Source organism: Neorhizobium sp. JUb45 (assembly GCF_004343585.1).
Taxonomy (GTDB): domain Bacteria; phylum Pseudomonadota; class Alphaproteobacteria; order Rhizobiales; family Rhizobiaceae; genus Neorhizobium.
The window spans coordinates 345,828-370,954 of record NZ_SLYW01000002.1 but is presented as its reverse complement, the minus strand read 5'-3'; the positions used below and the strand labels follow the sequence as shown (position 1 = coordinate 370,954).

General features: G+C 59.7%; 28 protein-coding genes. 15 read left to right on the top strand and 13 right to left on the bottom strand.

Annotated features, from left to right (window positions below; all coding sequences use genetic code 11):
• Positions 1–40 precede the first annotated feature (40 nt).
• The 10 genes from EDF70_RS08475 to coxB all read right to left on the bottom strand — a co-directional run bounded on the left by EDF70_RS08475 (position 41) and on the right by coxB (position 8,183).
• Entirely contained in the window at positions 41–781 is a 741-nt protein-coding gene (locus tag EDF70_RS08475; RefSeq protein WP_132272918.1) for an SURF1 family protein, read from the bottom strand.
• Positions 782–784: 3 nt separating this feature from the next.
• Positions 785–1,078 carry an XRE family transcriptional regulator gene (locus EDF70_RS08470; protein WP_132272917.1) on the bottom strand — a complete coding sequence of 98 codons (294 nt, stop codon included), beginning with the start codon at positions 1,076–1,078 and terminating at the stop codon, positions 785–787.
• Positions 1,075–1,425 (bottom strand): type II toxin-antitoxin system RelE/ParE family toxin, encoded by a 351-nt coding sequence (locus tag EDF70_RS08465; protein WP_132272916.1) that lies wholly within the window; start codon positions 1,423–1,425, stop codon positions 1,075–1,077. The genes EDF70_RS08470 and EDF70_RS08465 overlap by 4 nt, the downstream gene beginning before the upstream one ends.
• 56 nt (positions 1,426–1,481) lie before the next feature.
• Positions 1,482–2,651 (bottom strand): glycosyltransferase family 4 protein, encoded by a 1,170-nt coding sequence (locus tag EDF70_RS08460; RefSeq protein WP_165931967.1) that lies wholly within the window; start codon positions 2,649–2,651, stop codon positions 1,482–1,484.
• A gap of 136 nt (positions 2,652–2,787) precedes the next feature.
• Positions 2,788–3,663: a cytochrome c oxidase subunit 3 gene (locus EDF70_RS08455; protein ID WP_132272914.1), complete on the bottom strand. Its 876-nt coding sequence runs from the start codon at positions 3,661–3,663 to the stop codon at positions 2,788–2,790.
• A gap of 48 nt (positions 3,664–3,711) precedes the next feature.
• Positions 3,712–4,287 carry a cytochrome c oxidase assembly protein gene (locus EDF70_RS08450; RefSeq protein ID WP_132273685.1) on the bottom strand — a complete coding sequence of 192 codons (576 nt, stop codon included), beginning with the start codon at positions 4,285–4,287 and terminating at the stop codon, positions 3,712–3,714.
• A gap of 108 nt (positions 4,288–4,395) precedes the next feature.
• Positions 4,396–4,536: a hypothetical protein gene (locus EDF70_RS08445; protein WP_165931966.1), complete on the bottom strand. Its 141-nt coding sequence runs from the start codon at positions 4,534–4,536 to the stop codon at positions 4,396–4,398.
• Positions 4,533–5,504 carry a heme o synthase gene (locus tag EDF70_RS08440; RefSeq protein WP_132272913.1) on the bottom strand — a complete coding sequence of 324 codons (972 nt, stop codon included), beginning with the start codon at positions 5,502–5,504 and terminating at the stop codon, positions 4,533–4,535. The genes EDF70_RS08445 and EDF70_RS08440 overlap by 4 nt, the downstream gene beginning before the upstream one ends.
• 78 nt (positions 5,505–5,582) lie before the next feature.
• Positions 5,583–7,286 (bottom strand): cytochrome c oxidase subunit I, encoded by a 1,704-nt coding sequence (ctaD, locus tag EDF70_RS08435; protein WP_132272912.1) that lies wholly within the window; start codon positions 7,284–7,286, stop codon positions 5,583–5,585.
• 15 nt (positions 7,287–7,301) lie between these two features.
• Positions 7,302–8,183, bottom strand: coding sequence for a cytochrome c oxidase subunit II (gene coxB / locus EDF70_RS08430; RefSeq protein WP_132273683.1), 882 nt, complete (start codon positions 8,181–8,183; stop codon positions 7,302–7,304).
• Positions 8,184–8,502: 319 nt separating this feature from the next.
• On the opposite strand from coxB, the gene EDF70_RS08425 reads away from it, so the two are divergent.
• The 8 genes from EDF70_RS08425 (at position 8,503) to EDF70_RS08390 (ending at position 14,855) form a co-directional block, all read left to right on the top strand.
• The gene (locus EDF70_RS08425; protein WP_132272911.1) at positions 8,503–9,081 is read left to right on the top strand and encodes an invasion associated locus B family protein; all 579 of its coding nucleotides are present in this window, start codon (positions 8,503–8,505) and stop codon (positions 9,079–9,081) included.
• The gene (locus EDF70_RS08420; RefSeq protein WP_132272910.1) at positions 9,078–9,581 is read left to right on the top strand and encodes a YcxB family protein; all 504 of its coding nucleotides are present in this window, start codon (positions 9,078–9,080) and stop codon (positions 9,579–9,581) included. Before EDF70_RS08425 ends, EDF70_RS08420 begins: the two co-directional genes overlap by 4 nt.
• Positions 9,582–9,905: 324 nt before the next feature.
• Positions 9,906–11,321, top strand: a complete 1,416-nt coding sequence (gene tldD, locus EDF70_RS08415; protein ID WP_132272909.1) for a metalloprotease TldD — start codon at positions 9,906–9,908, stop codon at positions 11,319–11,321.
• An 11-nt stretch (positions 11,322–11,332) separates the two neighbouring features.
• Positions 11,333–11,836 carry a GNAT family N-acetyltransferase gene (locus tag EDF70_RS08410; protein ID WP_132272908.1) on the top strand — a complete coding sequence of 168 codons (504 nt, stop codon included), beginning with the start codon at positions 11,333–11,335 and terminating at the stop codon, positions 11,834–11,836.
• A gap of 23 nt (positions 11,837–11,859) precedes the next feature.
• Positions 11,860–12,483 (top strand): hypothetical protein, encoded by a 624-nt coding sequence (locus tag EDF70_RS08405; protein ID WP_132272907.1) that lies wholly within the window; start codon positions 11,860–11,862, stop codon positions 12,481–12,483.
• Positions 12,484–12,544: 61 nt separating this feature from the next.
• Complete coding sequence (locus tag EDF70_RS08400; RefSeq protein WP_132272906.1) at positions 12,545–13,330, top strand: sulfite exporter TauE/SafE family protein; 786 nt, start codon at positions 12,545–12,547, stop codon at positions 13,328–13,330.
• 41 nt (positions 13,331–13,371) lie between these two features.
• Entirely contained in the window at positions 13,372–13,605 is a 234-nt protein-coding gene (locus EDF70_RS08395; protein ID WP_132272905.1) for a hypothetical protein, read from the top strand.
• 113 nt (positions 13,606–13,718) lie between these two features.
• Positions 13,719–14,855, top strand: coding sequence for a polysaccharide deacetylase family protein (locus EDF70_RS08390; protein ID WP_132272904.1), 1,137 nt, complete (start codon positions 13,719–13,721; stop codon positions 14,853–14,855).
• Positions 14,856–15,040: 185 nt separating this feature from the next.
• On the opposite strand, the gene pdxH is transcribed toward EDF70_RS08390, so the two are convergent.
• Positions 15,041–15,661 carry a pyridoxamine 5'-phosphate oxidase gene (gene pdxH, locus EDF70_RS08385; protein ID WP_132272903.1) on the bottom strand — a complete coding sequence of 207 codons (621 nt, stop codon included), beginning with the start codon at positions 15,659–15,661 and terminating at the stop codon, positions 15,041–15,043.
• A gap of 67 nt (positions 15,662–15,728) precedes the next feature.
• On the opposite strand from pdxH, the gene EDF70_RS08380 reads away from it, so the two are divergent.
• From EDF70_RS08380 to EDF70_RS08365, 4 genes are all read left to right on the top strand, one after another.
• Positions 15,729–16,169 (top strand): RT0821/Lpp0805 family surface protein, encoded by a 441-nt coding sequence (locus tag EDF70_RS08380; RefSeq protein WP_348639720.1) that lies wholly within the window; start codon positions 15,729–15,731, stop codon positions 16,167–16,169.
• 237 nt (positions 16,170–16,406) lie between these two features.
• Positions 16,407–17,681, top strand: coding sequence for a DnaJ C-terminal domain-containing protein (locus EDF70_RS08375; protein ID WP_132272901.1), 1,275 nt, complete (start codon positions 16,407–16,409; stop codon positions 17,679–17,681).
• A 151-nt stretch (positions 17,682–17,832) separates the two neighbouring features.
• Positions 17,833–18,651 carry an enoyl-ACP reductase FabI gene (gene fabI / locus EDF70_RS08370; RefSeq protein ID WP_132272900.1) on the top strand — a complete coding sequence of 273 codons (819 nt, stop codon included), beginning with the start codon at positions 17,833–17,835 and terminating at the stop codon, positions 18,649–18,651.
• Positions 18,652–18,678: 27 nt separating this feature from the next.
• Positions 18,679–19,269 carry a histidine phosphatase family protein gene (locus EDF70_RS08365; RefSeq protein ID WP_132272899.1) on the top strand — a complete coding sequence of 197 codons (591 nt, stop codon included), beginning with the start codon at positions 18,679–18,681 and terminating at the stop codon, positions 19,267–19,269.
• 86 nt (positions 19,270–19,355) lie between these two features.
• On the opposite strand, the gene EDF70_RS08360 is transcribed toward EDF70_RS08365, so the two are convergent.
• Positions 19,356–19,760, bottom strand: coding sequence for a VOC family protein (locus EDF70_RS08360; RefSeq protein WP_132272898.1), 405 nt, complete (start codon positions 19,758–19,760; stop codon positions 19,356–19,358).
• Positions 19,761–19,967: 207 nt separating this feature from the next.
• Here EDF70_RS08360 and EDF70_RS08355 point away from each other — a divergent pair, with 207 nt between their 5' ends.
• Positions 19,968–20,510: a GNAT family N-acetyltransferase gene (locus tag EDF70_RS08355; RefSeq protein ID WP_132272897.1), complete on the top strand. Its 543-nt coding sequence runs from the start codon at positions 19,968–19,970 to the stop codon at positions 20,508–20,510.
• Positions 20,511–20,668: 158 nt separating this feature from the next.
• Complete coding sequence (locus EDF70_RS08350; RefSeq protein WP_132273682.1) at positions 20,669–21,298, top strand: hypothetical protein; 630 nt, start codon at positions 20,669–20,671, stop codon at positions 21,296–21,298.
• A gap of 54 nt (positions 21,299–21,352) precedes the next feature.
• Here EDF70_RS08350 and EDF70_RS08345 read toward each other — a convergent pair whose 3' ends face one another.
• Positions 21,353–21,613 carry a DUF1344 domain-containing protein gene (locus EDF70_RS08345; RefSeq protein WP_132272896.1) on the bottom strand — a complete coding sequence of 87 codons (261 nt, stop codon included), beginning with the start codon at positions 21,611–21,613 and terminating at the stop codon, positions 21,353–21,355.
• Between the two features lie 324 nt (positions 21,614–21,937).
• On the opposite strand from EDF70_RS08345, the gene EDF70_RS08340 reads away from it, so the two are divergent.
• The gene (locus tag EDF70_RS08340) at positions 21,938–25,072 is read left to right on the top strand and encodes an EAL domain-containing protein (protein WP_132272895.1); all 3,135 of its coding nucleotides are present in this window, start codon (positions 21,938–21,940) and stop codon (positions 25,070–25,072) included.
• The last annotated feature ends 55 nt before the right edge of the window (positions 25,073–25,127 follow it).

Genomic DNA, 25,127 nt, shown 5'->3' with positions numbered 1-25,127 from the left:
CCGCCAAACAAAATTTGCTCAATGACAAAACGCAAGCCGCTCAGGCCGGCGTTCGACGCCGCTTCAGCCACATGGCAAAAACCACGCCGGCAAGCGCCAGCGCCAGCCCATACCATGTCACCGCATATTGAAGGTGATTGTTGGGCAGATCGAACTGGGTGACGCCACCCACCGGAAAACCACCGGGATTTTTCACCGTCGCATCGACATCCACGAAAAAGGGCAGCACGCCGGCCGGATCGAGACCGGCGCTGGAGGTCATGGCGACGATATCCTTCCAGTAAAAGATGTTCTTTGGCAGATCATTGTCAGGCACCAGCGACGACGGTTTTTCCGTCAGTTTTGCCCGCGCATAACCGGTGAGCGCCACAACACCTGCCACCTGCCCCTGCTGCCGTTTGGCTGCATCCTTCATTTCGTAGGGCACGAAACCGCGATTGACGAGCAGCGTGCGGCCATCATCGAGCAACATCGGCGTATAGACATAAAAGCCCGTCTGGCCCTGATGGGTGGCAAAGAAATGCCGTTCTTTCGCATGGTCGAACGTGCCGGAGACGGCAACACGGCGGAATTCGAAATCCGCACCGCTTTTCTCCGCCGCCTCGATCTCGGCAAGCGGCACCGGTGCGGCATCACGACGCTCGGCGATCTTTGCGATCAGCCCTTCCTTCCAGTGCAGGCGTTCGACCTGCCATGTGCCCAGCGAGAGCAGGATGGCGAGCGCGGCGAGGACGAGGGCCGCGGTGAGGATGGTTCGGGAGCAACTAGCAGGTAAGTTCACGGCTTAAACCAGCTCAATCCGCAAAGAACGCCCGACGGCAGCAGCAGCGCGACGCAATGTCAGTAACGTAACGGACTGATAGTTGGGATCAAGCAGACGATCGAGTTGCTGCCGGCTGGATTGCATACGTTCCGCCATCGCCTTCTTGGTCAGACCTTCCTCAGCCATGGCGGCACGCAACTGGTCGGCGATCACCTGCTTGAGCGCGATCGCTTCGGTTTCCTCCAGCAGGCCATCCGCTTCGAGAAACTCGTCGAAACTTTCGCTCCGGTCGACATAACCTTTTGCTTCACTCATCCCTGCAATTCCCTTTTACGTGCCAGAGCCAGATCCACATCCTGCTGAGGCGTTTTCTGTGTTTTCTTTTCGAAGCCGTGCAACAAGACCATTTCACCCTCATGGATGCAGAAGATCACCCGAGCGATGCGGCCACCCGCCAGATTGCTGCGAACCTCCCACAGGCTGGAGCCGAGAGACCGGCAGTAGGGCATTCCCAATGGCCAGCCAAATTCTACACGCTGGATATCGATACCGATCTGGCGTCTGTCATTCCGCGGCAGATCGAGCAGCCAATCACGCACGGGTTTGCGACCGCTTAGTTGCGCATAAAACCTGCCGACAATCTTTTTCGGCGCCCCCACCATGGGCACAAATGTACCAAATTTGGTACATTTGTATAGCTAAATTTTACGCATTCTCCTCACAACAGCCGCCTCAAGCCCTCCCCCGCCTTCGCCATGTTCTCCTCCCAAGACGGCAACCCGGCTGCGAACCGCACGGCCTTTTCGTGCGCGCCGACATAAACATCCGCATCCCCCATCACCGCCGCGATCCGTGCTGCCATCTCGCCCGGATCATCCGCATCCACCAACATGGCTGCCTCTCCCGCCCAACCGGCGACGGCCCCCGATGGCGTCGAGATGACGGGCACGCCACGGCAGAGCGCTTCCGAGATCGCCATGCCATACCCTTCATAGAGGGACGAGGCGACGTAGAGATGGGTCTGGCTCCACAAGCCATCGAGTGCCGGTGCCGACAGTTCGCCGGCAAGCGTGATGTGGTTTTCGAGGCCGCGGGTTTTGATGCGGTTGTGCAGGGAGCTTACGTAGTCGGGGTAACGTTCGGTATTGCCGACGATGGTGAGGGACCAGTGCGACCTATCCAATGCCGAAAGCGCGTCGATCAGAAACTCGTAGCGTTTCCTCGGAATGACCGCGCCGACCGAGAGAAGCCGCCATGACCCGCCGGCATGGGCCGGACTTTGGGGGGCCGGGTCGTTGCCCGGTTTGGCGGTGATGATGTTTTTTGCCGCGATGCCGTAGCGGCTTGCGATATAGGCATGGCTTTCGTCGGAGGTGACGATGATGGTGTCGGCGAGTTCCAATGCCGATTGCTCTGTCGCAACAGCATCGGGTCTACTCACAGTCCCCTCCCCACCCTCCCCACAAGGGGGAGGGCTTAACCCAGCCTGACCGCCGAGGTTTACTTGGGGCAGGAGAGCGCCACGAATTTTCTCCCCCCTTGTGGGGGAGATGGCCGGCAGGCCAGAGGGGGACTTTGTCTCACCCCGCTCCTCCGCCATCGAATGATGATAAACCAGCACCAGCCGAAACGGCCGCCCGCGCAAGATCGGCAGCAGCATGCAGCCATAGATATGGTCCATCACCACAACCGCGCCCGGCTTGATACCATCGAACAGCACCGCGATCTCGTCCATCACCGCCGAATCCGGCGTCGGAAAACACACCGGCACCGTCATCTCGCGTACGCCGCTGCAATGGCGGTCGAGCCACGCGATCAGGTGGCGGTTGTAAATCCAGCCACCGGTCTTCTGTTCGTAATCTCGGCTGTAGAAATGATGGATCGGCATTTTGGACTGCTGCGAGCATTGCGGAAAACAAATCATCGCACCGGCAACCGCGCCACGTCCAGCCGTCAAAAAGAGAAAAGGCGGGCGCCTCCCAACACCCGCCTTCCCTGTTTCCTGTTCGGTCTGCGCTGCTAACTCAATGAGCCAGCGGCGCGCCCCAATCGCCCCAGATATAGATCGCGAAGAACAGGAACAGCCAGACGACGTCGACAAAATGCCAGTACCAGGCAGCCGCCTCGAAGCCGAAATGTTTTTCCGGCGTAAAGCCACCGGTGATCGCCCGGATCAGGCAGACGATCAGGAAAATCGTGCCGACCAGAACGTGGAAACCATGAAAGCCGGTCGACATGAAGAAGGTGGCGCCATAGATCGAATTCTTGAAGTCGAACGGCGCATGTGCGTATTCGTAAGCCTGCACGCAGGAAAACAGCACGCCGAGCGCCACCGTCAGCGCCAGACCGTTGACCAGGCCCTTGCGGTCGCCATGCAGCAGCGCGTGATGCGCCCAGGTCACGCAGGTGCCGGAAAGCAGCAGGATGACGGTGTTGTAGATCGGCAGATGCCAGGGATCGAGAACCTCGATGCCCTTGGGCGGCCATTGCCCGCCGGTGAATTCGAGACGCGAGGCCTGAATTGCCTCGTGCGGATAAAGGCTGGCATCGAAAAATGCCCAGAACCATGCCACGAAGAACATCACTTCCGAAGCGATGAACATGATCATGCCGTAACGCAGATGCAACGAGACGACGCGGGTATGGTGACCCTCGCGGCCTTCCTTGATCGTATCCGCCCACCAGCCGATCATCGTGTAGATGACGATGGCGAGACCGATGAAGAACAGCCATGGCGTGGCAAGGTTCAGCCCGAAGATCTTGAACTCGCTGCCATGCAGGTAACGCATGTAACCGACGCCACCAAAGGTGAGGACGAAGGCGCCGATCGAGGCCAGAAACGGCCACGGGCTCGGGTCTATGATATGGTAATCGTGGTTCTTCTGATGCGTATCGGCCATGTCGTCACTCCCCTGACCTGAACCTTTTCTGCCCGAAGGCAAACCCTCTTACAGTTTCTTGCCGTCCGTCGCGTTTTTATCCGGCAGTGCCGCGACGGGCTTGGCCGCCCGCGTGCTCGGATAGAATGTATAGGACAGCGTGATCGTGCGGATATGTTTTGTCTCTTCGGCCGTCGCGAGATCCGGATCGACGAAGAACACCACCGGCATGTCCAGCGTTTCACCGGCCTTCAGCGTGGTTTCCGTAAAACAGAAACACTGGACCTTGTTGAAATACGCGCCCGCTTCCATCGGCGTGACGTTGAAGACGGCGGTGCCCGTCACGTCATGCGGGGAGCGGTTGGTCGCCTTGTAGGAAATCTGCACCGTCTCGCCGAGTTTTGGCTCGATGGAGCGCTCCACCGGGCGGAAATCCCAGTTGAGACCGCTCGATGTATTGGCGTCGAAGGTGACGCGGATCTTTTGATCGAGAATGCGGGTGGAATATTGTTCGACGCGCTGGGTGGTGCCGTTGTAACCGGTCACCTGACAGAACAGCCGATAAAGCGGCACGGATGCGTAAGCCGCGCCCACCATGCCACCGGCAAAGATGAAGCAGAACGCGAAAATGGAACCGTTGCTCATCCGCTTGGCGGTTTTTGCCGCGGACGGCTGCACGCCGGCCGAAGCTCCGCCGTCAGATGGCGAACCCGGCTCTCTCCTCCCTGTCTCCTCCGTCAATCCTGCCTCCCGTCAGTTTGCGAAGCCGCCGATCTTGATCAGCGTCACGATATAGAACAGCACGACCAGCGCCGCGAGCACCAGACCGAGCGCCACATTGCGCCCTCGCCTGGATTTTTTCTGCGCCTCGTTGAGCTTGACCGTTTCGATCATCCACTCACTCCAAACAGGTTGCCGCCAATGGCGGTCCAGACGCCGGCCAGCCAATGATCGGCCAGCAATGCGCTGAAAATGGCGAACAGATAGAAGATGGAATAGAAGAACATCTTTTTCGCCGGCACCATCTTTTCATCGCCATCCGGCATGCGCAGCACGAGGATGGAATAGAAAGTGAAGATGGCGCTCAGCACAAAGGCAAAGATGCCGTAACCGATGCTGGCAAGACCGGTGATGGCCGGCGCGACGGCAACCGCCATGGTCAGCAGCGTGTAGACGAACATCTGCCGTTTGGTGGAACGTTCACCGACCACATTCGGCATCATCGGAATGCCGACCGAGCCGTAATCGCGCATCTTGAAGAGAGCGAGAGCCCAGAAATGCGGCGGCGTCCACAGGAAGGTGATCATGAACAGGATGGTGCTGTCGAGCGACACGCCGCCGGTGACACAGGCCCAGCCCAGCATGGGCGGAAACGCGCCTGCCGCACCGCCGATGACGATGTTTTGGGGCGTCGAACGTTTCAGCCACATCGTGTAGACGACGGCGTAGAAAAAGATGGTGAAGGCGAGCAGGCCGGCGGCGAACCAGTTGACGGCCAAACCCAGGATCGCGACCGAAAACACCGACAGCGTCAGGCCAAAAGCCAGCGCCTCGCGAGGCTGCACACGGCCATCCGGGATAGGGCGCTTGGCGGTGCGGGTCATCACCGCGTCGATATCGGCGTCATACCACATGTTGAGAGCGCCGGACGCTCCCGCGCCGACGGCGATACAGAGAATGGCGATGGCGCCGAGGATCGGGTTGATATGGCCCGGTGCCAGAACCATGCCGACAAAACCGGTGAACACGACCAGCGACATGACGCGCGGCTTCAGGAGTTCGAAAAAATCGCGCGCATTGGCTTCCGACAGGCCGGAGCCCTGCTCGGTGCCGAATGTGTCGTGATCCTGAATGACTGTCATGCGGTGGTCCTGTTCTCGTATCGAATGGCGAAGGCGGCGCAATCGCTGCGCTGCCTCCCCCCAGAGTGTATCAAGTGCTTATCTGATGCGCGGCAGCTGTTCCCACTGGTGGACCGGCGGCGGTGAAGACAGCTGCCATTCCAGCGTGGTTGCGCCCTCTCCCCACGGGTTGTCACCCGCGACGCGCTTCCTTGCGAAGGCTTCCCATACGCAAAACAGGAAGATCAGTACACCCACAAAAGAAATGTAGGAGCCGATCGAGGAGACATAGTTCCAGCCTGCAAACGCATCCGGATAGTCGATATAACGGCGCGGCATGCCCGCAAGTCCAAGGAAATGCTGCGGGAAGAACACCAGGTTCACACCGATGAACATCACCCAGAAATGCAGCTTGCCGAGGAACTCGTTATACATGTAGCCGGTCATCTTCGGGAACCAGTAATACCAGCCCGCGAAGATGGCGAAGACGGCGCCGAGCGACAGCACGTAGTGGAAGTGCGCGACGACGTAATAGGTATCGTGCAGCGAGCGGTCGAGGCCGGCATTGGCCAGCTGAACGCCGGTCACACCACCCACCGTGAACAGGAAGATGAAGCCGATCGCCCAGACCATCGGCGTCGCAAACGTGATCGAACCGCCCCACATGGTGGCAATCCACGAGAAGATCTTGACCCCTGTCGGAACGGCGATGACCATGGTGGCGAAGACGAAGTAGCGTTGTGCGTCCAGCGACAGGCCGACCGTATACATGTGGTGGGCCCAGACGATGAAACCGACCGCACCGATCGCCACCATGGCATAGGCCATGCCGAGATAACCAAACACCGGCTTCTTGGAGAAGGTGGAGATGATGTGGCTGATGATGCCGAAACCGGGCAAGATCAGGATGTAAACTTCCGGGTGACCAAAAAACCAGAACAGGTGCTGGTAAAGGATCGGATCACCGCCGCCTTCCGGCGAAAAGAAGCTGGTGCCAAAATTGCGGTCGGTCAGAAGCATGGTGATGCCACCCGCCAGAACCGGCAGCGACAGAAGCAGCAGAAACGCCGTGACCAGAACAGCCCATGCGAACAGCGGCATCTTGTGGATGGTCATGCCCGGTGCGCGCATGTTCAAGATCGTGGTGATGAAGTTGATGGCGCCGAGAATGGACGAGGCACCGGCAACGTGCAGCGCAAAGATCGCCAGATCGACCGCCGGTCCCGGCTGGCCGGAGCTGGCGAGCGGCGGATACATGGTCCAGCCGCCACCCGCGCCGTAAGCGCCTGCCGGGCCTTCGACGAACATCGACAGGACAAGCAGAAGGAAGGCCGGCACGATCAGCCAGAAGGAAATGTTGTTCAGACGCGGAAACGCCATGTCCGGCGCCCCGATCATGATCGGGATCATCCAGTTGGCGAAACCGCCGATCATCGCCGGCATGACCATGAAAAAGATCATGATCAGCGCGTGCGCCGTGGTGAACACGTTGAACATGTGCTTGCCGCCATCGATGGCGGCATCGCCCTCGAAACCGTAAACCATCGCCGCCAGACCGTGAAAGATCTGGATGCCGGGCTCCTGCAGTTCCATGCGCATGGCAACCGACATCAGGCCGCCGACAATGCCCGCCATGATCGCGAAGATCAGGTAGAGCGTGCCGATATCCTTGTGGTTGGTCGACAGAAACCAGCGCGTGAAGAAGGACGGCTTGTGGTGTGAATGGTCATGCCCGTGGTCATGGGAGTGGTCGTGCCCATGATCGGCATGTGCGTGATCGCTATGATCGTTATGTCCGGCCATAATGTGTCCCTCCCCTTACTTCGAAGCCACGGCAACGGATGCAGGTGCTGCATCGGTCGCGGCCATCAATGCCTTGTTGGCGCCGGGAAGATCTCCCGCGGCAGCCGCCTTCCAGGTGTCGAATTTCTCCTGCGAGACGACACGGATGGCGATCGGCATGAAGGCGTGGTCCTTGCCGCAAAGCTCGGAACACTGGCCGTAGTAGAGGCCTTCCTTTTCGGGTTTGAACCATGTTTCGTTCAGGCGGCCGGGTACGGCGTCGATCTTGACGCCGAAGGCGGGCATGGCAAAGGCATGGATGACATCGGTCGGCGCGGCCGTCACCAGCACGCGCACGGTCTTGTTGACGGGCAGAACCACTTCGTTATCGACGGCGAGAAGGCGCGGATAGACCTTTACATCTTCCTTGCCGGCGGCCGCACGATCGGGTTCCTTCAGCATGTAGCTGTCGAAGGCGAGCGGATTGTCGCCGCCTTCATATTCATAATTCCACTGCCACTGGGTGGCTGTCGCCTTGAGCGTGATGTCCGGATTTTCCGGCATGGTCAGCTGCGCGTTCAGAAGATTGAACGAGGGAATGGCGAGAAACAGCAGGATCAGCACCGGAGCGACGGTCCAGACGATTTCGATCGCGGTATTGTGACTGGTGCGCGAGGCGACCGGATTTTTCGCAGCACGAAATTTGACGGCCACGACAATGAGCAGCGCCAGCACGAACAGCGTGATCGGCACGATAAACCAGAGCGAGTAGTGATTGAACCACTTGATCTGATGCATGATCGGCGTCACCGGCTCCTGGAGATCCAGTTGCCAGGGTTTTGGTTGGTCGGCGACTGCAACAGTCGCCAAGAGCAGACAGATCAGCGTACCGACCCCCGCGAAAGCCCGAATAATCATCATGCACCTCCCTTACATTTTGATCCGGCTCAAATCAGAATGTAGTTTCCCTGCTACATACCTCGGTTCAATCATAATTTGCGTTTTGTCGCAATATGCGCTCCGCCGCCCTCCTGCGGCATTTTAGCCTGCCTTCACACAATCTTAGCGCGCAACACCAGGCCCTTGCGACAATGGCGCATCCCCGATAGACAGCCCCCATGCGTTAAGAGCTTGCAGTCCCACTTTCGCCGCACTCGGCTGGAAAGAGGCTTTGAGGCTTTTCATTCCTGGGGTCGGCGACAACAATGGCGCCGTGATTCGATATCTTGAGGTTTTCATGGCGCTTCGCCTTATCCGCCACCGTTTTCTGTCCGTCTGCGTTGCCGCTTTAGCCACCGGCTTTGCCTTTTCGGCATCCGCGCAGCTGGCGCCGCCGACGTCCAACGAAAAGCAACCGCGGGCAGAAGCCACCACGCCGCAGCAGCCCGGCAATGTGCGCGGCAGCCATGGTGCATGGTCGGTCCTGTGCGACAAGCCGGCGGGTGCGGCCACGGAACAATGCGCGCTGATGCAGAACGTGATCGCCGACGACCGCCCGGAAGTGGGCCTGTCCGTCGTCGTGCTGAAGACCGCCGACAACAAATCGAAGATTCTCCGTATCCTCGCACCGCTCGGCGTGCTCCTGAAGGATGGCATGGAGCTTTACGTCGACAACAACAATATCGGCCGCGCCTATTTCACCCGTTGCTTCAACGAGGGCTGTTATGTCGAGGTCGAGATCGACGACGAACTGATGCGCATCCTGCGCGCCGGCAAGAGCGCCGTCTTCGCACTGCGTGAATCGGTCGATCAGGACCGCGTCGGTATTCCGATCGAGCTGACCGGCTTTGGCCCCGGCTACGACGCCCTGCCGTGAGCGTTTCCTCAGAAAACCAGCGTTTTACCCTCGTTTACGACGACGGCGTCCTCAAGGACGCCGTTCGTGCGTTCATCCAGCGGCGGGCCTTTGCCGAACAGCGGATGATGTGGGTGATGGCGGCGATGATGGCGGCGTTTTCCGTCTATCTGTTCGGCACCGGCGGCAACGACATCTTTGCCGGCGTGCTGCTGCTTCTCGCCGTAGCGCCCTTCGTCTGCGTCCTCATCTTCCGGCGCATGCTCATCACCCGCACGCTGAAACGCAACCGCCGCACGGCGGACGTCACCGTCGATGCCGATGGCGTCGGCGTGATTTCGGATATCGGCGAAGGCCGCATGTTGTGGCGCGACGTGACCGAAATCTGGGAACTGCCGAGCGCTTTTCTGCTGTTTACCGACACGACCGTGTTCGACACCTTTCCCAAGGATGGCATGCCGGAAGAGGTGCAGGCGCATCTGAAGGCGCGCATGGCGCAGATGGTGGTGGCGCAGGGGTAGGCTTGCGCCAATTCGATGGCGGACCGTTGCTTTCGTCATCCTCAATTCATTATTTTCGTCATCCTCGGGCTTGACCCGAGGATCCACAACCAAGCGCGCCGTCGGTTGTGGCATGGATCCTCGGGTCAAGCCCGAGGATGACGACGGTGGGCAAGGATGACGGCAGAGGAGTTGGCGACGTCATCGACAGAACTGAGGCCAAGGTCAGGCTTGCGTCAGTCCGATGACGGTCCTACATCGGATTCCTGATATATTTTGGTTTAGGTGCAGCGATTTGCTCCTTATCCGAACCGGAAGAAGCCGACAGGCCGCCAAGGAGCATTCATGAACACCGACCTTCTCAACCTGTTCGACGTCGATGAAACCAGACTGCGCGAGATCCTCTCACAGTCTCTTTCCGGCGCCGATGATGGCGAGCTTTACCTCGAACATGCGCAGGCGGAATCGCTGGCCTTCGACAATGGCCGGCTGAAGGGCGGATCTTTCAACACCGACCAGGGTTTTGGCCTGCGCGCCGTGGCCGATGAAGCCGTCGGTTATGCCCATTCCGGCGACATGTCCGAAGCTGCCCTGAAGCGCGCCGCCGATGCCGTGCGCGCCGTCACCTCGGGTTATTCCGGCTCCTATGCGGCGGCCCCGCAGCGCACAAATAAGAAATATTACGGCGACGAAAACCCGATCGGCGAGCCCAGTTTTGAGGCCAAGGCAAAGCTGCTGGCCGAAATCGACGCCTATCTGCGCGACAAGGATCCGAAGGTTCGGCAAGTGTCCGCCTCGATCGCCGCCTCATGGCAGGTGGTCGACATTCTGCGTGCCGACGGCCACCGCGTGCAGGATGTGCGTCCGATGACGCGCGTCAACATTTCCGTCGTCGTCGGTGACGGTGACCGTCAGGAATCGGGTTCCTTCGGCACCGGCGGCCGCGTCGGCTTCGGCGAGTTCGTGCAAAACGGCAACTGGAAAAGCGGCGCCGACGATGCGTTGCGTCAGGCACTCGTCAATCTCGAGGCGATCGATGCGCCGGCCGGCACGATGGATATCGTGCTTGGCAATGGTTGGCCGGGCGTGATGCTGCACGAAGCTGTCGGCCATGGTCTGGAAGGCGATTTCAACCGCAAGAAAACCTCGGCATTCGCCGGCCTGCTCGGCGAGATGGTTGCTGCCCCCGGCGTCACCGTCGTCGATGACGGCACGATCGACAACCGTCGCGGCTCGATCACCGTGGATGACGAAGGCACACCGTCGGCCTATAACGTGCTGATCGAGAACGGCCGTCTGGTCGGCTACATGCAGGACCGCCAGAACGCCCGCCTGATGGGCATGAAACCGACCGGCAACGGCCGCCGTCAGGGTTATGCGCATGTGCCTATGCCGCGCATGACCAACACCTACATGCTGTCCGGCGACAAAAGCCCGGAAGAGATCATCGCTTCGGTGAAGCGCGGCATCTATGCCGTCTCCTTCGGCGGCGGACAGGTGGATATCACCTCGGGCAAATTCGTGTTCGGCTGCACCGAGGCCTACATGATCGAAAACGGCAAGCTCGGCGCACCGGTGAAGGGCGCCATGCTGATCGGCAACGGCCCGGATGCGATGAAGCGGATTTCCATGGTCGGCAACGACATGGCGCTCGATACGGGTGTTGGCAATTGCGGCAAGGCCGGCCAGTGGGTGCCGGTCGGCGTCGGCCAGCCGCATTTGCGCATGGATCAGGTAACGGTGGGCGGCACCAAGGCCTGAGAGGTTCGGTCATGAGCGAGATCATCGTCCGGCCGTTCGAACCGCAGGACAGGGATGGCGTCGTGTCCGTCATCCTGCCGATCCAGCGGGAAGAATTCGGCGTTGATATCACCGCTGAAGACCAGCCCGACCTCCTCATCATTCCCGAATTCTACCAGACGGATAAGGGCGGGTTCTGGGTGGCGGAACAGGATGGCGTCATTGTCGGCACGATCGGATGCAAGGATATCGGCAACGATCAGGCGGCGCTTCGCAAAATGTTCGTGGCAGCGACAGCGCGCGGCCGCGAACATGGCACGGCGGCAAAATTGCTGGAGCGACTGTTTGCGCATGCCACCGACGCCGGTGTGAACGAGATCTTTCTCGGCACCACCGAAAAATTCCTGGCGGCACACCGGTTTTATGAAAAGCATGGCTTTGTGCAGGTGGAGAAGGCCGACTTGCCGGAAGCGTTTCTGTTCATGAAGGTGGATACGCGGTTTTACCGGCGCGGGGTGAACATCAACTCCCGATAGTCATCGGGCAGGGAGTGGGCAAGGTGACGGAAAGATTCATCCTGAAATTCCTTTCACCGGAGACCGGTTGTTCGGCGCATGAGTTATGTTTCGAAGCAGCACCTTCCGTCATCGCAAACATCATGGGCATGACCGTCGATGAAGTGATGGGCTATGCTCATTATCCGGATGACCGAGAACTCACCGCAATATCCGCAGCCATAGGTGTGTCGCTACCCAGATGGCCGCACGACGTCGAACTGACGCGCCCACATTTAATCGATACAGCCCCATACCTCGTTCACACCAATTTCGAGCTGCCGCTGATGCTGGACGGCCGCAAACCGTTTGCGGTTGTGAGCGGCGAGGATGACTTTCATCCACTGATAAACCTGCGCGCGTGTTTCAGTCCATATGTTGAGCGTGGAGAGATTATCGCGCGTATTGCCGAGATGCAGGCCGGCGGCAGGACTTTTATCCGTATCTATTACGCCCTGCCCGGCGAGGACTGGCGGTTCGATGCTTATGACGTTCTGATGAACGGCCCACGTCCATGGACGGCCGACATGGAATGGCAACTGGGCAGTATACTCGGCTACAGCGACGAACAGAACGAATGGTGGATCGCCAACGGCTTCAAACCCGCCCCACCAAAACCCTCCGCTTGACACCTCCCCAAAAATCCCGCCACCTGCGGCGCTTCGCATCCATTCCAGCGACCCACCCGCCATGCCCCTCGAAAACCTTCTCGCCACCCTCGATGCCTGGCTGCCCGGCCAGAGCTGGAGCCAAGTTGCCTTCGTCTTCGCCGCCGCCGCCATTGCAGGCCTTGCCCGAGGTTTTTCCGGTTTTGGCGGCGCGCTGATCTTTGTGCCGCTGGCGGGCGCGGCGATGAGCCCAAAAATCGCCTCTGCCCTGCTTCTCCTGATCGATGGCACGATGACGCTCGGCATGGTGCCGGCGGGATGGAAAAAGGCCAATCGCCGCGAGGTCGGCACGATGCTGATTGGCGCGCTGTTCGGCGTGCCGCTGGGCACCGCGCTTCTGGCGCTCGCCTCACCGATCACGCTGCGCTGGATCATTTCCATCGTGGTTCTGCTGCTGCTCGCCTTCCTGATGTCGGGCTGGCGGTATCTTGGCCGCCCAAAAGTGCCGCTGACGATCGGCGTCGGCTGGATCGCCGGGCTTTTTGGCGGCGCGGCACAGATGTCCGGCCCACCGGTTGTCGCCTACTGGCTGGGCGGCGCCATTCCGGCGCAGACAGTGCGCGCCAATCTGGTGGTCTATTTCGCGCTGGCGACGGTGATTTCCGCCACCTCCTATATCGTCAGCGGCATTCTCACCCTGCAGGTTCTGGTGCTCGCCGCCATCATCGCCCCCGGTTACGGCGCCGGGCTTTATCTCGGCTCACACCTGTTCGGCATCGCCAGCGAAAAGACCTTTCGCTGGATTTGTTATTCGCTGATTGCCGCGGCAGGGGTGATCAGCCTGCCTCTGTGGGATGCGTGGCGGTGAGGAGGGGAAGTGCCGAAAATATCCATAGGAAACACTGCCCCGTGTGCGAACAAGGTTGGGTCGTGCCTTACCGGATCATCGCGACCGGAGAGAACATCCAGTTGTGCCTGGAATGCGAGGCCGTCTGGAGCCACGATGTGCAAACGCTGGGCTGCGAGCGCTACAGCCCGGACGGTGAACAAGGAACGTTCTGGAGCCTTGTTCCATTTCTTGAAGAACGGGGGCTGTCCTATACACCCGGCACCATCGAGGCTCTTCCTCTCCATGAAGGCTGATCCCATCTGATATTGCCCCTCCCCCCCAAACCCAGCCCCCCATTCTTTAACAACGCTTAAGACAACAGCGCTATTTTCCCTCAAACGAACACGTTTGGGGTGGCACGAACACGATGACGGGCAGGTTTGACGCAATCTGGCGCCGCGGCGTCAAGCGCGCGCTGATCTTCGGTGGCCTTGAAGCCGCCGCCATCGCGACGCGTGCCAACGTCATGCCGTCCGCGCGCGGGCGCGGCGCTATCTTCACGCTGCATCATGTGCGCCCGCCCGAAGGCCACCCGGCAGAACCGAATGCGCATCTCGACATCACCCCCGAATTTCTCGATCAGGCGATCCGTCAGCTGAAGGCCGATGGTTATGAATTCCTGTCGCTTTGCGATGTCGCAGCGCGGATGAAACAGCCTGTATCCGGCACAAAACCGTTTGCCGCCTTCACGCTGGATGACGGTTATCGCGACAATGTCGAATACGCATTGCCGGTGTTTCAGCGCCATGGCGTGCCTTTCACCATCTTTGTCGCCAAGGGTTTTGCCGAGCGCACCCACGGCATGTGGTGGGAAACGCTGGCCGCACTTTTGAACGTGCTGCCGGAAATCCGTTTCGATTTCGGCGCCGCTTCCGGCTCTAATTCCGGCTCTGGCGAGATCACCCTGCCGCTCGAAACCGCAACCGACAAGCTCGATGCCTTCGACCATTTTTCGCGGTTCATCGCCTCGGGTCCCGAAACTGAACAGGTGGCGATCATCGATGCGCTGGCCGCCCGACACGGCATCGATGCGCTGAAAATCACCGCGCAACTGACGATGGATGTGGACGAATTGCGGGCGCTTGCGCAAAACCCGCTCGCTTCGCTCGGCGCCCATACGGTCAGCCATCGCTCCATCGCCCTGCTGGACAGGGCAGAAGCGCGGCAGGAAATGCTGGCCTGTATCGAGTGGATGGAAACGGCTTTTGGCCGCCGTCCGAAAAGTTTCGCCTACCCTTACGGCACGGCCAACGCCGTTTCGGCCCGCGACAAGGATCTGGCCCGCGAACTGGGTTTCGATCTTGCCGTCACCACAAGGCCGGGCACGCTCAGTGAAAACATGCGTGACCGCATGACCGGCCTGCCGCGCATTTCACTCAACGGTTATTATCAGGTGCCGCGTTATGTTTCGGCGCTGGCATCCGGCCTGCCGTTCGTGCTGTCTGCCAAGCCGCGCATGGCGGCGGATGGGCAGCTTTCTCCGGCGGGGGAAGTGGTGGGGTGATCTTGCTGTTACCATTTTGGTGACTGCGACGATGCCACGATCATCTTCTCCCCGGTGGGGAGAAGTGCCGGAGCGCCAGCGAGGCGATGAGGGGGCCGGGCACGGCATACATGCAAATGGCTCCCCCCTCATCCGGCCCTTCGGGCCACCTTCTCCCCCTCGGGGAGAAGATCAAGAGGCACCCCTCACGGATACATCCGCACCTTCATCCAATCACCCTCGGGCGTTTCACGACGAAACTCCACGCGGTCGTGAAGCCGGAACGGGCGGTCGTGCCAGAATTCGATCGACACCGGCTTGATGCGGAAACCCGACCAGTGCGGCGGGCGCGGAATGTCGCCGAGCGCGTAACGGGCGGTGTATTCGGCCACCGATTTTTCCAGCGCGAACCGGCCTTCCAGCGGCCGCGACTGCTTTGATGCCCAGGCGCCGATGCGGCTGCCGCGCGGACGCGTTGCGTAATATTCGTCGGCTTCCTGATCGGTCACCACCTCGACTTCACCGCGCAGACGCACCTGCCGGCGCAGCGATTTCCAGTGGAAAACCATGGCCGCTTTCTGCTGGCCCAAAAGCTCGCGCCCCTTCTGGCTTTCGAAATTCGTGTAGAACACGAAACCGCGTTCGTCATAGTCCTTCAACAGAACCATGCGCACATTCGGCAGGCCATTTTCGTCCACGGTTGCAACCGCAACGGCGTTCGGATCGTTGATCTCGGAAGCCGTAGCGTCCTTCAACCAGGCGCCGAACAACGAAAATGGTTCATTTTCCTCGGTGAAGTCACCGGATGTTAACTCAACTTCTGTCATATTGACGAAAATGCTCCTGATCTATGAAGTGCATCCGAAACAGTTTCGAAGTGGACGCAAGTTGGCAGTGATAGCAAAGACAGTGGGCCGCACAAGCCAGACGCGCGCGTTTGCGGCCAAAGGTCTCGCCATTATCGCCGTTGTTGCGACGCTTTCGGGATGCACAAGCTCGCTCGATCTGTTCGGCGGCGACAAGGTCGACCGCATGTCGACCGGCACGATCCCGGTAAAAAGCAACCCCACCTCGACCTCCGACGAAGTGACCGTGCAGAATGCCGTGTCCTCCGCCGATCTTTCCAAGGTAACGACTTCGCCGCTGCCCTGGGCAAACACCACCACCGGCAGCGCCGGCGTGGTTTCTCATATCCGGGAAGCCCGCAACCAGGGCCATATCTGCCGCGACTTTACCACGACGCGCCATTCCTTTGAAGGCATTGCGCAATTTACCGGTCAGACCTGCCTGACAAATTCTGGCGACTGGATGCTGACATCCTTCGATCGCCAGTAAAAGCAATCCGTAAAATTACCTTCCCAAAACACAATAAACCCTGCCGGTAACCTTTTATAGCGGTTGCCGTTTACCTTGATTTTCAACCTCTCCTTAGAGGTTGTTCTGGTAGCGTCTTGTCATTACGCAGACGCTGGACCGGACATGAGGAACCGACGGCGCCCTGCAAGAGTTGTTTGATCTCGGGGGTCCAGAATGATCGCGGACCCGCCGCCCTAGAGTAACCGGTGGTGCACGATGCGCGATCCCTATTCTGTCCTCGGCGTGAAACGCACCGCGGACGCCGACGAAATCAAGGCTGCATGGCGGACGAAGGCGAAATCCGTCCATCCCGACCACAATCTCGATGATCCGAGCGCGACGGGCCGTTTTGCCGAAGTCGGCCAGGCCTATGACGTGCTGAAAGACCCGGACAAGCGCCGCCGTTACGACAGGGCTGCCGATATGCACCAGACAATCATGCAGCAGCGCGAATCCGCGCGGCAGGCGGAAGAACGCGCCAAGGCCGCACGTGCCAACGCCGAAAAGGTGATGGAAGAACTGGCGCGCGCCAATGCGCAGCGCGCTCAATCCCAGGCTCAAGCACAAGCGCAATCCCAGGCACAGGCACAAGCCAAGGCAAAAGCTCAGGCCCAGGCTCAGGCAAATGCCCAGAGGCAGGCGAACAGCGCGGCCGAACCTGCGGTGGAAGACGCCGAGGACATGGTCGAGCGCATTTTTGGCTCCGGCGACGAAGCCGCCGATGCCGCCCGCGACAAGGCGGCGGCTCAGGCCCGCGCTCAAGCCCAACAGCAGGCACAGCAACAGGCCCAACAACAGGCACAGGCGAAAGCCCAGGCAAAATCCGAGGCCAGGCCGGAGACGGCAGCAACAGATACAGGCGCACAGGCTGGCGACGACAGCGCTGCCAAGGCCGAGCCCGCACCAAAACCGCCCCTCCCCCTGCAGGCCGTCGAACTGGTGGCCTCGCTCATGCGCCGCTGGCGTGGCGTGCCCCCGGAAAAGGCACCGGACCTGACGGCGGAAGTCATCGTCACACTCGATGACCTGATGGCCGAGACCACGGTGCCGATGCATCTGGCCGACGAACGCGACGTCTGGCTGCCGCTGGAAGCCGGCATGACCGATGGCCATGTGGTGCGCATGAAGGGCCAGGGACTGAAAATGCCCTCCCCCATCGCCCGCGGCGATCTGGTCGTGACCGTGCGCGTTGCCCGCCACGAGCGTTTTCGCCTCGAAGGTTTTGATCTGCACACCGTTTTGCCGATTTCGCTGGAAGATGCGGTGCTCGGCACAGAGACGCAGGTCGAGACCCCCGGCGGAAAAGTGCCGGTCGCCATTCCCGCATGGTCGGGGTCTGATCGCAGCATCACGCTCGAGGGCCTTGGCATTGCCAATGGCGAAGGCGGGCGCGGCAATCTCGTTGTGGAACTGCGCGTCGTGCTGTGGGAAAAGCCCGACGAGAAGGTCACCGACCTGATGAAACACATGCGCCATGGGCTTTATGTGTGAAAGTTCTGCAACGGTATTCACCATTGCGCACCCTTTGTTACGGTCCCTAACATGAGATGATCTTTCACAAGCTTGAACGGCGGGGCGGCCTATGCCATAGGCAACCTTCTATTCAGGCGGGTGTCCGCCACTGCATTTCAGGGGACTATTCATGGCTCAGGCTACCGGCCTCATGGCAGGCAAACGCGGCGTCATCTTCGGCGTTGCCAACAACCGCTCGATCGCATGGGGCATTGCCAAGGCCATTCACGCACAGGGCGGCGAGATCGCTCTCACCTGGCAGGGCGATGCGCTGAAGAAGCGCGTCGAGCCGCTGGCCACCGAAATCGGCGCCTTCATGGCCGGCCACTGTGACGTGACCGACGAGGCCACGATCGACGAAGTTTTCGCCAATGTCGAAAAAGAATGGGGCAAGATCGACTTCATCGTTCACGCCATCGGCTTTTCCGACAAGGACGAACTGACCGGCCGTTACGTCGACACGTCTGCCGACAATTTTGCCAAGACGATGCAGATCTCGGTCTATTCCTTCACCTCGATCGCACGCCGCGCCGAAAAGCTGATGACCGATGGCGGCTCCATGCTGACCCTCACCTACTATGGTGCGGAAAAGGTGATGCCGAACTACAACGTCATGGGCGTTGCAAAGGCGGCTCTCGAAGCCAGCGTCAAATATCTGGCTGTCGACCTCGGCCCGAAGAACATCCGCGTCAACGCCATTTCGGCCGGCCCGATCAAGACGCTGGCCGCATCCGGCATCGGCGATTTCCGCTATATCCTCAAGTGGAACGAGTATAACGCGCCGCTGCGCCGCACCGTCACCATCGAGGAAGTGGGTGATGTCGGCCTTTACATGCTGTCCGACCTGTCGCGTTCGGTCACCGGCGAAGTGCATCACGCCGATAGCGGTTACCACACGATCGGAATGAAGGCGGTAGACGCACCGGATATTTCCGTTATCAAGGACTGACACTTTATAAAATAAAGGCATGCCGCATTGCTGATTTATGTCATTCGCCACGGCCAGACAGACTGGAACGCCGAGGGCCGGCTGCAAGGCCAGAAGGATATCGATCTCAATGATTTCGGTCGCAGCCAGGCGACCGCCAACGGCGAGGAACTCTGCGGCCTGATCGACGATCAGGTCGCCGAGTTCGACTTCGTGTCGAGCCCGATGGCGCGCACGCGCGAGACCATGGAACGCCTGCGCAAGGCGATGGGTCTCGACCCAAAACACTACCGCACCGACGAGCGCCTTCGCGAACTTTCCTTCGGAGACTGGGAAGGGTTTACGCTGAAGGAAGTGCGCCAGAGCGAGCCGGAAAAGCTCGCCGCCCGCAAGGCCGAAAAATGGGGTTTCATCCCGCCCGGCGTTGACGCGGAAAGTTATGAAATTCTCTCATGGCGGGTTGGCGCATGGCTGCAATCGGTGACGCAGCCGACCGTATGCGTATGCCACGGCGGCGTCATCCGCACACTCTTCCGCCTCGTCGGCAACATGCCGGAAGATGAGGCCGCGAGCATTCCGATCCCGCAGGACCGGATTCTTGTGATCAATCGGGATGAGAAGAAGATCGGCTGGATCTGAGGCCGGCTTGGGGTGAGCTGGGCGCTGTGTGACAGGTTTCGGCCCAAACCGATCATTGGCAAATTGAAGAACGTGGTAATAAGCTTTCAATCCGCTCCGTTGATCTCGATGATATTCGAGTCAGGATCACGAAGATAAAGCTGCGGGAAGCCAGCCAGACTTTTGCGGGAGACCATCAGGCATTTCGGATCATCTTCAGGTAAATCTTCTCGAAAGCCTAGCTCGTCAAGATGTTCGAGAATTGCACTGAAGTCATTGGTCCGAAATGCAAAATGCCCGTCGTTACGGTCGATGACGGAGCGTCGCCGGAAAGTACCTTCCCGATACTCCACGAGGTGGACTTGCAAGCCGCCACAGGCGAGCCACGCCCCAGCTACCGGAAAGTCGGGCCGAGGAATTTCTGAAAGACAAAACACATTGCAGTAGAACGGCAGCGATTTTTTTAGATCAGCCGTAATGATCGATACATGGTGCAGCGCAAGCAAAGGCATGTCAGTTCCCCCCAAACCTCCAGACAGTGACTTTTATAGATGAAACTGCGGGTTCACTCCATCGGATAAGAGCCATCTTCCTTGCCAAGCGTCGGTATGAGAACTCGGCGTATCGCTTTGCGCGGTCGTGGGGTCTTCGGGCTTTCGACGACAGCCTCTCGCCCAAAGCACAAATTCCACATTTACCTGCCAATAAGGTAAGCTGCAGTGACAAATGCCATGGCTCAAGGGATTACCAACTTGGAAAGGCAGTTCGAAATCCGGTTTGCATTGCCGTCGGATGCGAGCTCACTCGCTAAGTTCGCTGCCGAGCAATTCCGAACGACCTACAGCACCGACACGCCAGAATCCGACCTTGAGGCTTATATTTCTGAAAACTTCACTCCGGTAAAACAGTGCGAGGAAATCGAAAGTCATCGTAGTCGTGTGGTGCTCGCAATTTCTCGCGAGGACATTATAGGCTACTCACATGTCGAACTCGATGAAGGCGATACGCGTTCAGCGTTTCTAAACCGAATCTACGTCGATCCAGCATGGAAAGGTAAATCGGTGGGGTCGGCCCTTCTCGCCGAGGTCATTGCCAATGTCCGACAGCAGGGTAAGGACCGGATAAGTTTGACTGTTTACGAGAAAAACACCAGGGCAGTCGCGTTTTACAAGAAATCTGGATTTGACGTGATCGGAACGGATATTTTCCAAGTTGGTGATGATAAGCAGACCGATTTTGTAATGGAGAAACGTCTCGTCTGAAGCCTGGACTGACCCATTGTCAAGGCTCAGAGATGAAGCGAGGCAACGTCCGCTTCTGCCGCAGAGCGGACGACAGATTGAAATACATCATCGAATGCCCCTTCTCACCCCATAACGCCATCGTTGACCTCGAGGCCTGCAAACCCCATCTTCCCAAAATGCCCAAAGCCGCACAGACCGATATCGAACTGCTGAGAACATGGACGCTGTCGGCTGCCGCCACCTTGGGGTCGGCCGTTCGGGCAAAGGGCATCCTGCAGGAAATTCAGGCGAGGCTTCCAGCCACCTCGAAGAAGGCGCTGATTCTTGAAGGCAGCGACCTCACTCTTGTCATGCCCGCCAGCAACAAGGCCGCCTTTTCCGCAGCGGTCGCCACAGTTTCCAAGGTGTTGGAGGATGTGGAGAACCTGCCTGTCATCCCCCGCGAGATCGAGGATATCCTCACCATCAAGACGAGCGAGCGTCATCGATGGCTCGCGGACGGGCGTCTGCCCAGTGCCGGCACGCGAACCGTGCGGTTGAACGGCCGCGCACGCCAGATCACCTTTCATGTCTTCGACCCCAGAATAGTCGAGGATCTTCTCGACAGGGGTCTCATCGATCAATGGCGGGAAGAGGATGCCGAGGCGAAGGCGGAAAACAGACGGCGGGCGGCGTATCAGGCAAAACTGACGCGATCACTGAAAAAGACCAAAAAGGTTGCCAAACAGCCGAAACGAGATCCTGACGATCCCGCTGTGAAATTGCGCGGTTGGGAGGATTTCGATATCGACGGGCTTCTGCGGTAGAATAAACTCACCGGCCTCGACAATCGGTTGAGCAGCTCGTCCGGCTCAAAGGCCTTACTGCACGATTTCCAGATCATCCACCACGCGGTTGCCATCGACCACCGTGTAGAACACCACGACCTTCACGCCGGCCTTGAGGCCATCGAAGTTGAATTCCTCCGGCACGCGGTAGGATTTTCCGTCGTCCAGCGTCAGCATCAGCTTGTTCACATCCACCGTCTTGATGGTCGCTTCGACATCGACACTCTGCGCCCAACCGTTGATGGGAGAGAGGATGCTGGCCGTTGCCAGAAGTGCGGCGATGAGGATGCGCATTGTGTAAGCCCTAAGGGAGCGGTTCGGTGACTTCGACTGGTGCACAGATAGCCTCCTGATTGTGGCAGAATTTGCTCGGGATCGTGTCAATTCCGGTCTTATTCATGACCGGAAAATTAACTGTGATTCAAGGGTTTCGGGTAAATTTCCGACAAGCCCCCGCAGACATCGATCCACAACAAATTGCGACCGGCAATCAGGCTATATTCCTCAATCCTAGATTAACCTTGCGCGAATATGGTCAGGGCACGATCCGGGTAATGCGTAAGGGTAACTGGCTTGGTATTTGGAACTCCGTTTGGTCGCCGTTTCAGCGACAAACTGATGAGCAGGCGTGCGGCGCTGGCCGCCGCGCTGGCCATTACCGGTGCCGTCATCATTGTCGGCATTGCCGTCGACTACCGCAACACATCCTCCTTCCGGCAGGAATTGCGCAAGACCACCGAACGCGCCTCCACCCTGCTCGGCGTGCGCATGGCCTCACGCCTGAAGACCGATCTCGATACCGCCGACGATCTGGTGCATGCGTTCAGCCCCGATAGCGCCACAACAGACACCGCCTTCCAGTCGTTCGTGCAGCGCACGCTGGAAAAGAACCCGCATTTCGCCACCGTGGCGCTCGCGCCGGATTTCGAACTCGGCCATATTTTCACGCCCGGCGGAGAACCGCTCGCCGAAAACCCGATCCTGCGAGGCGCCGGCACCGCCGCACTGGCCGAAACCGTTCGCAGCAAACGTGGCATCCGTGAGCCGGTGGTGATCACCAGCGACAAAAGCCGGGCCATCGTGCTGGTGCTGCCGATCGAAAATGGCCCGCAGAAACAGGGCAACTGGGGCGCGCTGGTCGTGGCCATCGACAAGCTCTACCTGTTCCAGAGCGTCGGTATCTCGCTTCTGCCGCGCAAGCCCGATGCCGCGCCGATGATCGATCTCAGCTGGCTGAAGATCGCCATCAGCGATGCCGCGCATACGCCCGGCGCCAATTTCTTCGGCACCAGACTGGACGGCCCGGCCGCACACACCATTCCGGTCGCCGGTGGGCAGTGGCAATTGCAGGCCATGCCGAAGGCGGGCTGGGATGCCACACCTGACAACCAGACCAGTTTCCGCCTGCAGCTGCTGCTGGCCGGCCTTGCGATGATCATCCCGGTATTCATCGCCAGCCTGCTGATCGGCGAACGCAACCGCAATATCGCGGCACTGCGCCTGCGCGAGGAAACGCTGACCGAGCTGTCGCAGCGTTTCGCGCTCGCCATGGAAGCGTCCAATATGGGCGTGTGGGAACTGACCGAAAGCGATCTCTTCTGGGACAGCCGCGCCGCAGCATTACATGGCGGCCCCGCGACGGAGGGCGACAATCGCATGAGCGAATGGCTGGCCTCCATCCACCCGGAAGACAGGCCGGCCGCGGAAGCTTATTTCTTCGCCTGTGCCTGCGCCAACACACCCTCCTCCGTCATCTACCGCGTCACCGCCAGCGATGGCAGCCTGCGGTACCTGCGCTCCGCCGGTGCCAGCTATCGCAACCCGGATGGCAGCCAGCGGGTGGCCGGCATCGTCTGGGACGTGTCCGCCGACATGACGCTGAACCAGTCTCTGCGCAGCGCCAAGGAAGTCAGCGACATCAAGAATGCCGAGCTGGAACTGGCGCTGGACGAGCTTTACAGCCGCGAGCAGCAGCTGGAGGAACTGACCACCAAGCTGGGCATCGCGCTGGAAAGCTATCGCTGCGGCATCTGGGAATCGCTGCCCGACAGCAAGGTCGAGCACTGGGATGCCCGCCTGTCGCAGCTGCACGGCATTCCGCACACCGATGGCCATATCACCGCCGATCAGTGGATGGCGCTGATCCACCCGGAAGACCGCGAGGAAGCGCGCCGCATTTCCGCGCATTTCGGCCCCGGCAGCGAGGAACCGCTTGTCGTGCGCGTGCCGCAGCCGGATGGCAGCATCCGGTATGTGCGCTCCGTCGGAAAGATCCATGTCGGCCGCGATGGCCGCCGCAAGGTGGTGGGTCTGGCCTTCGACGTGACCGACGATGCCATCCTGACCGAACAGCTGCGCGCCGCCAAACAGGAGGCCGAGGCCCGCAATATCGAGTTGCAGATGGCCAAGAACCGCATCGAGCACAATTCGCTGCACGATCCGCTGACCATGCTTGCCAATCGCCGCAGCCTCGACATCGCCCTCGATGAGCTTTCCCGCGCCAGCGAAAGCGAACGCCAGAAACTGTCGATCCTGCATCTTGACCTCGACCGCTTCAAGCAGATCAACGACACGCTCGGCCATGCAGCCGGTGACGCCATGCTGGTGCACACCGCCCGCATCCTGCTGCGCAACGTCAATCCCGGCGATCTCGTTGCCCGTATCGGCGGCGATGAATTCGTCATTCTGGTCAAGGACGATTGCAGCACCACCCACACGGCCGCTCTTTCCAACCGCATCATCGCGGAAATTCGCCAGCCGGTGGATTTTGAAGGTTTCGCCTGCCGTTTCGGCGTCTCGATCGGCATTGCGCAAGCGACCGGCCGCAATATCGATGCGCGCCGCATGCTGGTGAATGCCGATATCGCGCTTTACCGCGCCAAGGCGCAGGGGCGAAACCGCTACGAGTTCTTCACGCAGAACCTGCAGGCCGAAATCATCAGCCACAAGCGCACCGCCGACGAAGTTCTGTCCGGTATCGAAAAGGACGAATTCGTCGCCTGGTACCAGCCGCAATTCGATGCCCGCACGATGAAGCTGACCGGTGCCGAAGCGCTGGTGCGCTGGAAACACCCGCAGCACGGCATTCTCGCGCCCGATCGGTTCCTCAAAATCGCCGACGAACTGAACGTGACGGCGACGCTCGACCAGATCGTGTTGCAGACCGTGCTCAAGGACAAGATGCGCTGGGCAGCACTCGGGCTCGACGTGCCGAAGGTTTCCGTCAACGTCTCGTCCAAACGTCTGCATGACGATGCGCTGATCGACACATTGAAGACGCTTGCCATCACCCCCGGTCAGATTTCCTTCGAACTGGTGGAATCCATCTTCCTCGATGAGAGCGAGGATGCGGCGACCTCCAATCTCGAACGCATCAAGGCTCTCGGCATCGATATCGAGATCGACGACTTTGGCACCGGCCATACGTCCATCGTCAGCCTTCTGAAGCTGAAACCGAAACGCCTGAAGATCGACCGCCAGCTTGTCATGCCGATCCTCAACTCGCCGCAGGAACGCACGCTGGTGCGCTCGATCATCGACATCGCCCGTTCGCTCGGCGTGGAAACGGTGGCGGAAGGCGTGGAAAGCATGGCCCATGCCGCCATGCTGCGCGAACTGGGCTGCGACCTGTTGCAGGGTTATGCCTTTGCCCGGCCCCTGCCCTTCGACGCGTTCAACGAAGCGGCGGCGCGCGGCTGGAACCTTGTCGAAGCACGGCCAGCCAACGCGACGGCACAAAAGGCTTTCCCCTGAGAGCGTATTTTAATATGACAAACCCGCTTTAGGGCGGGAACGGATCCCGCTTATC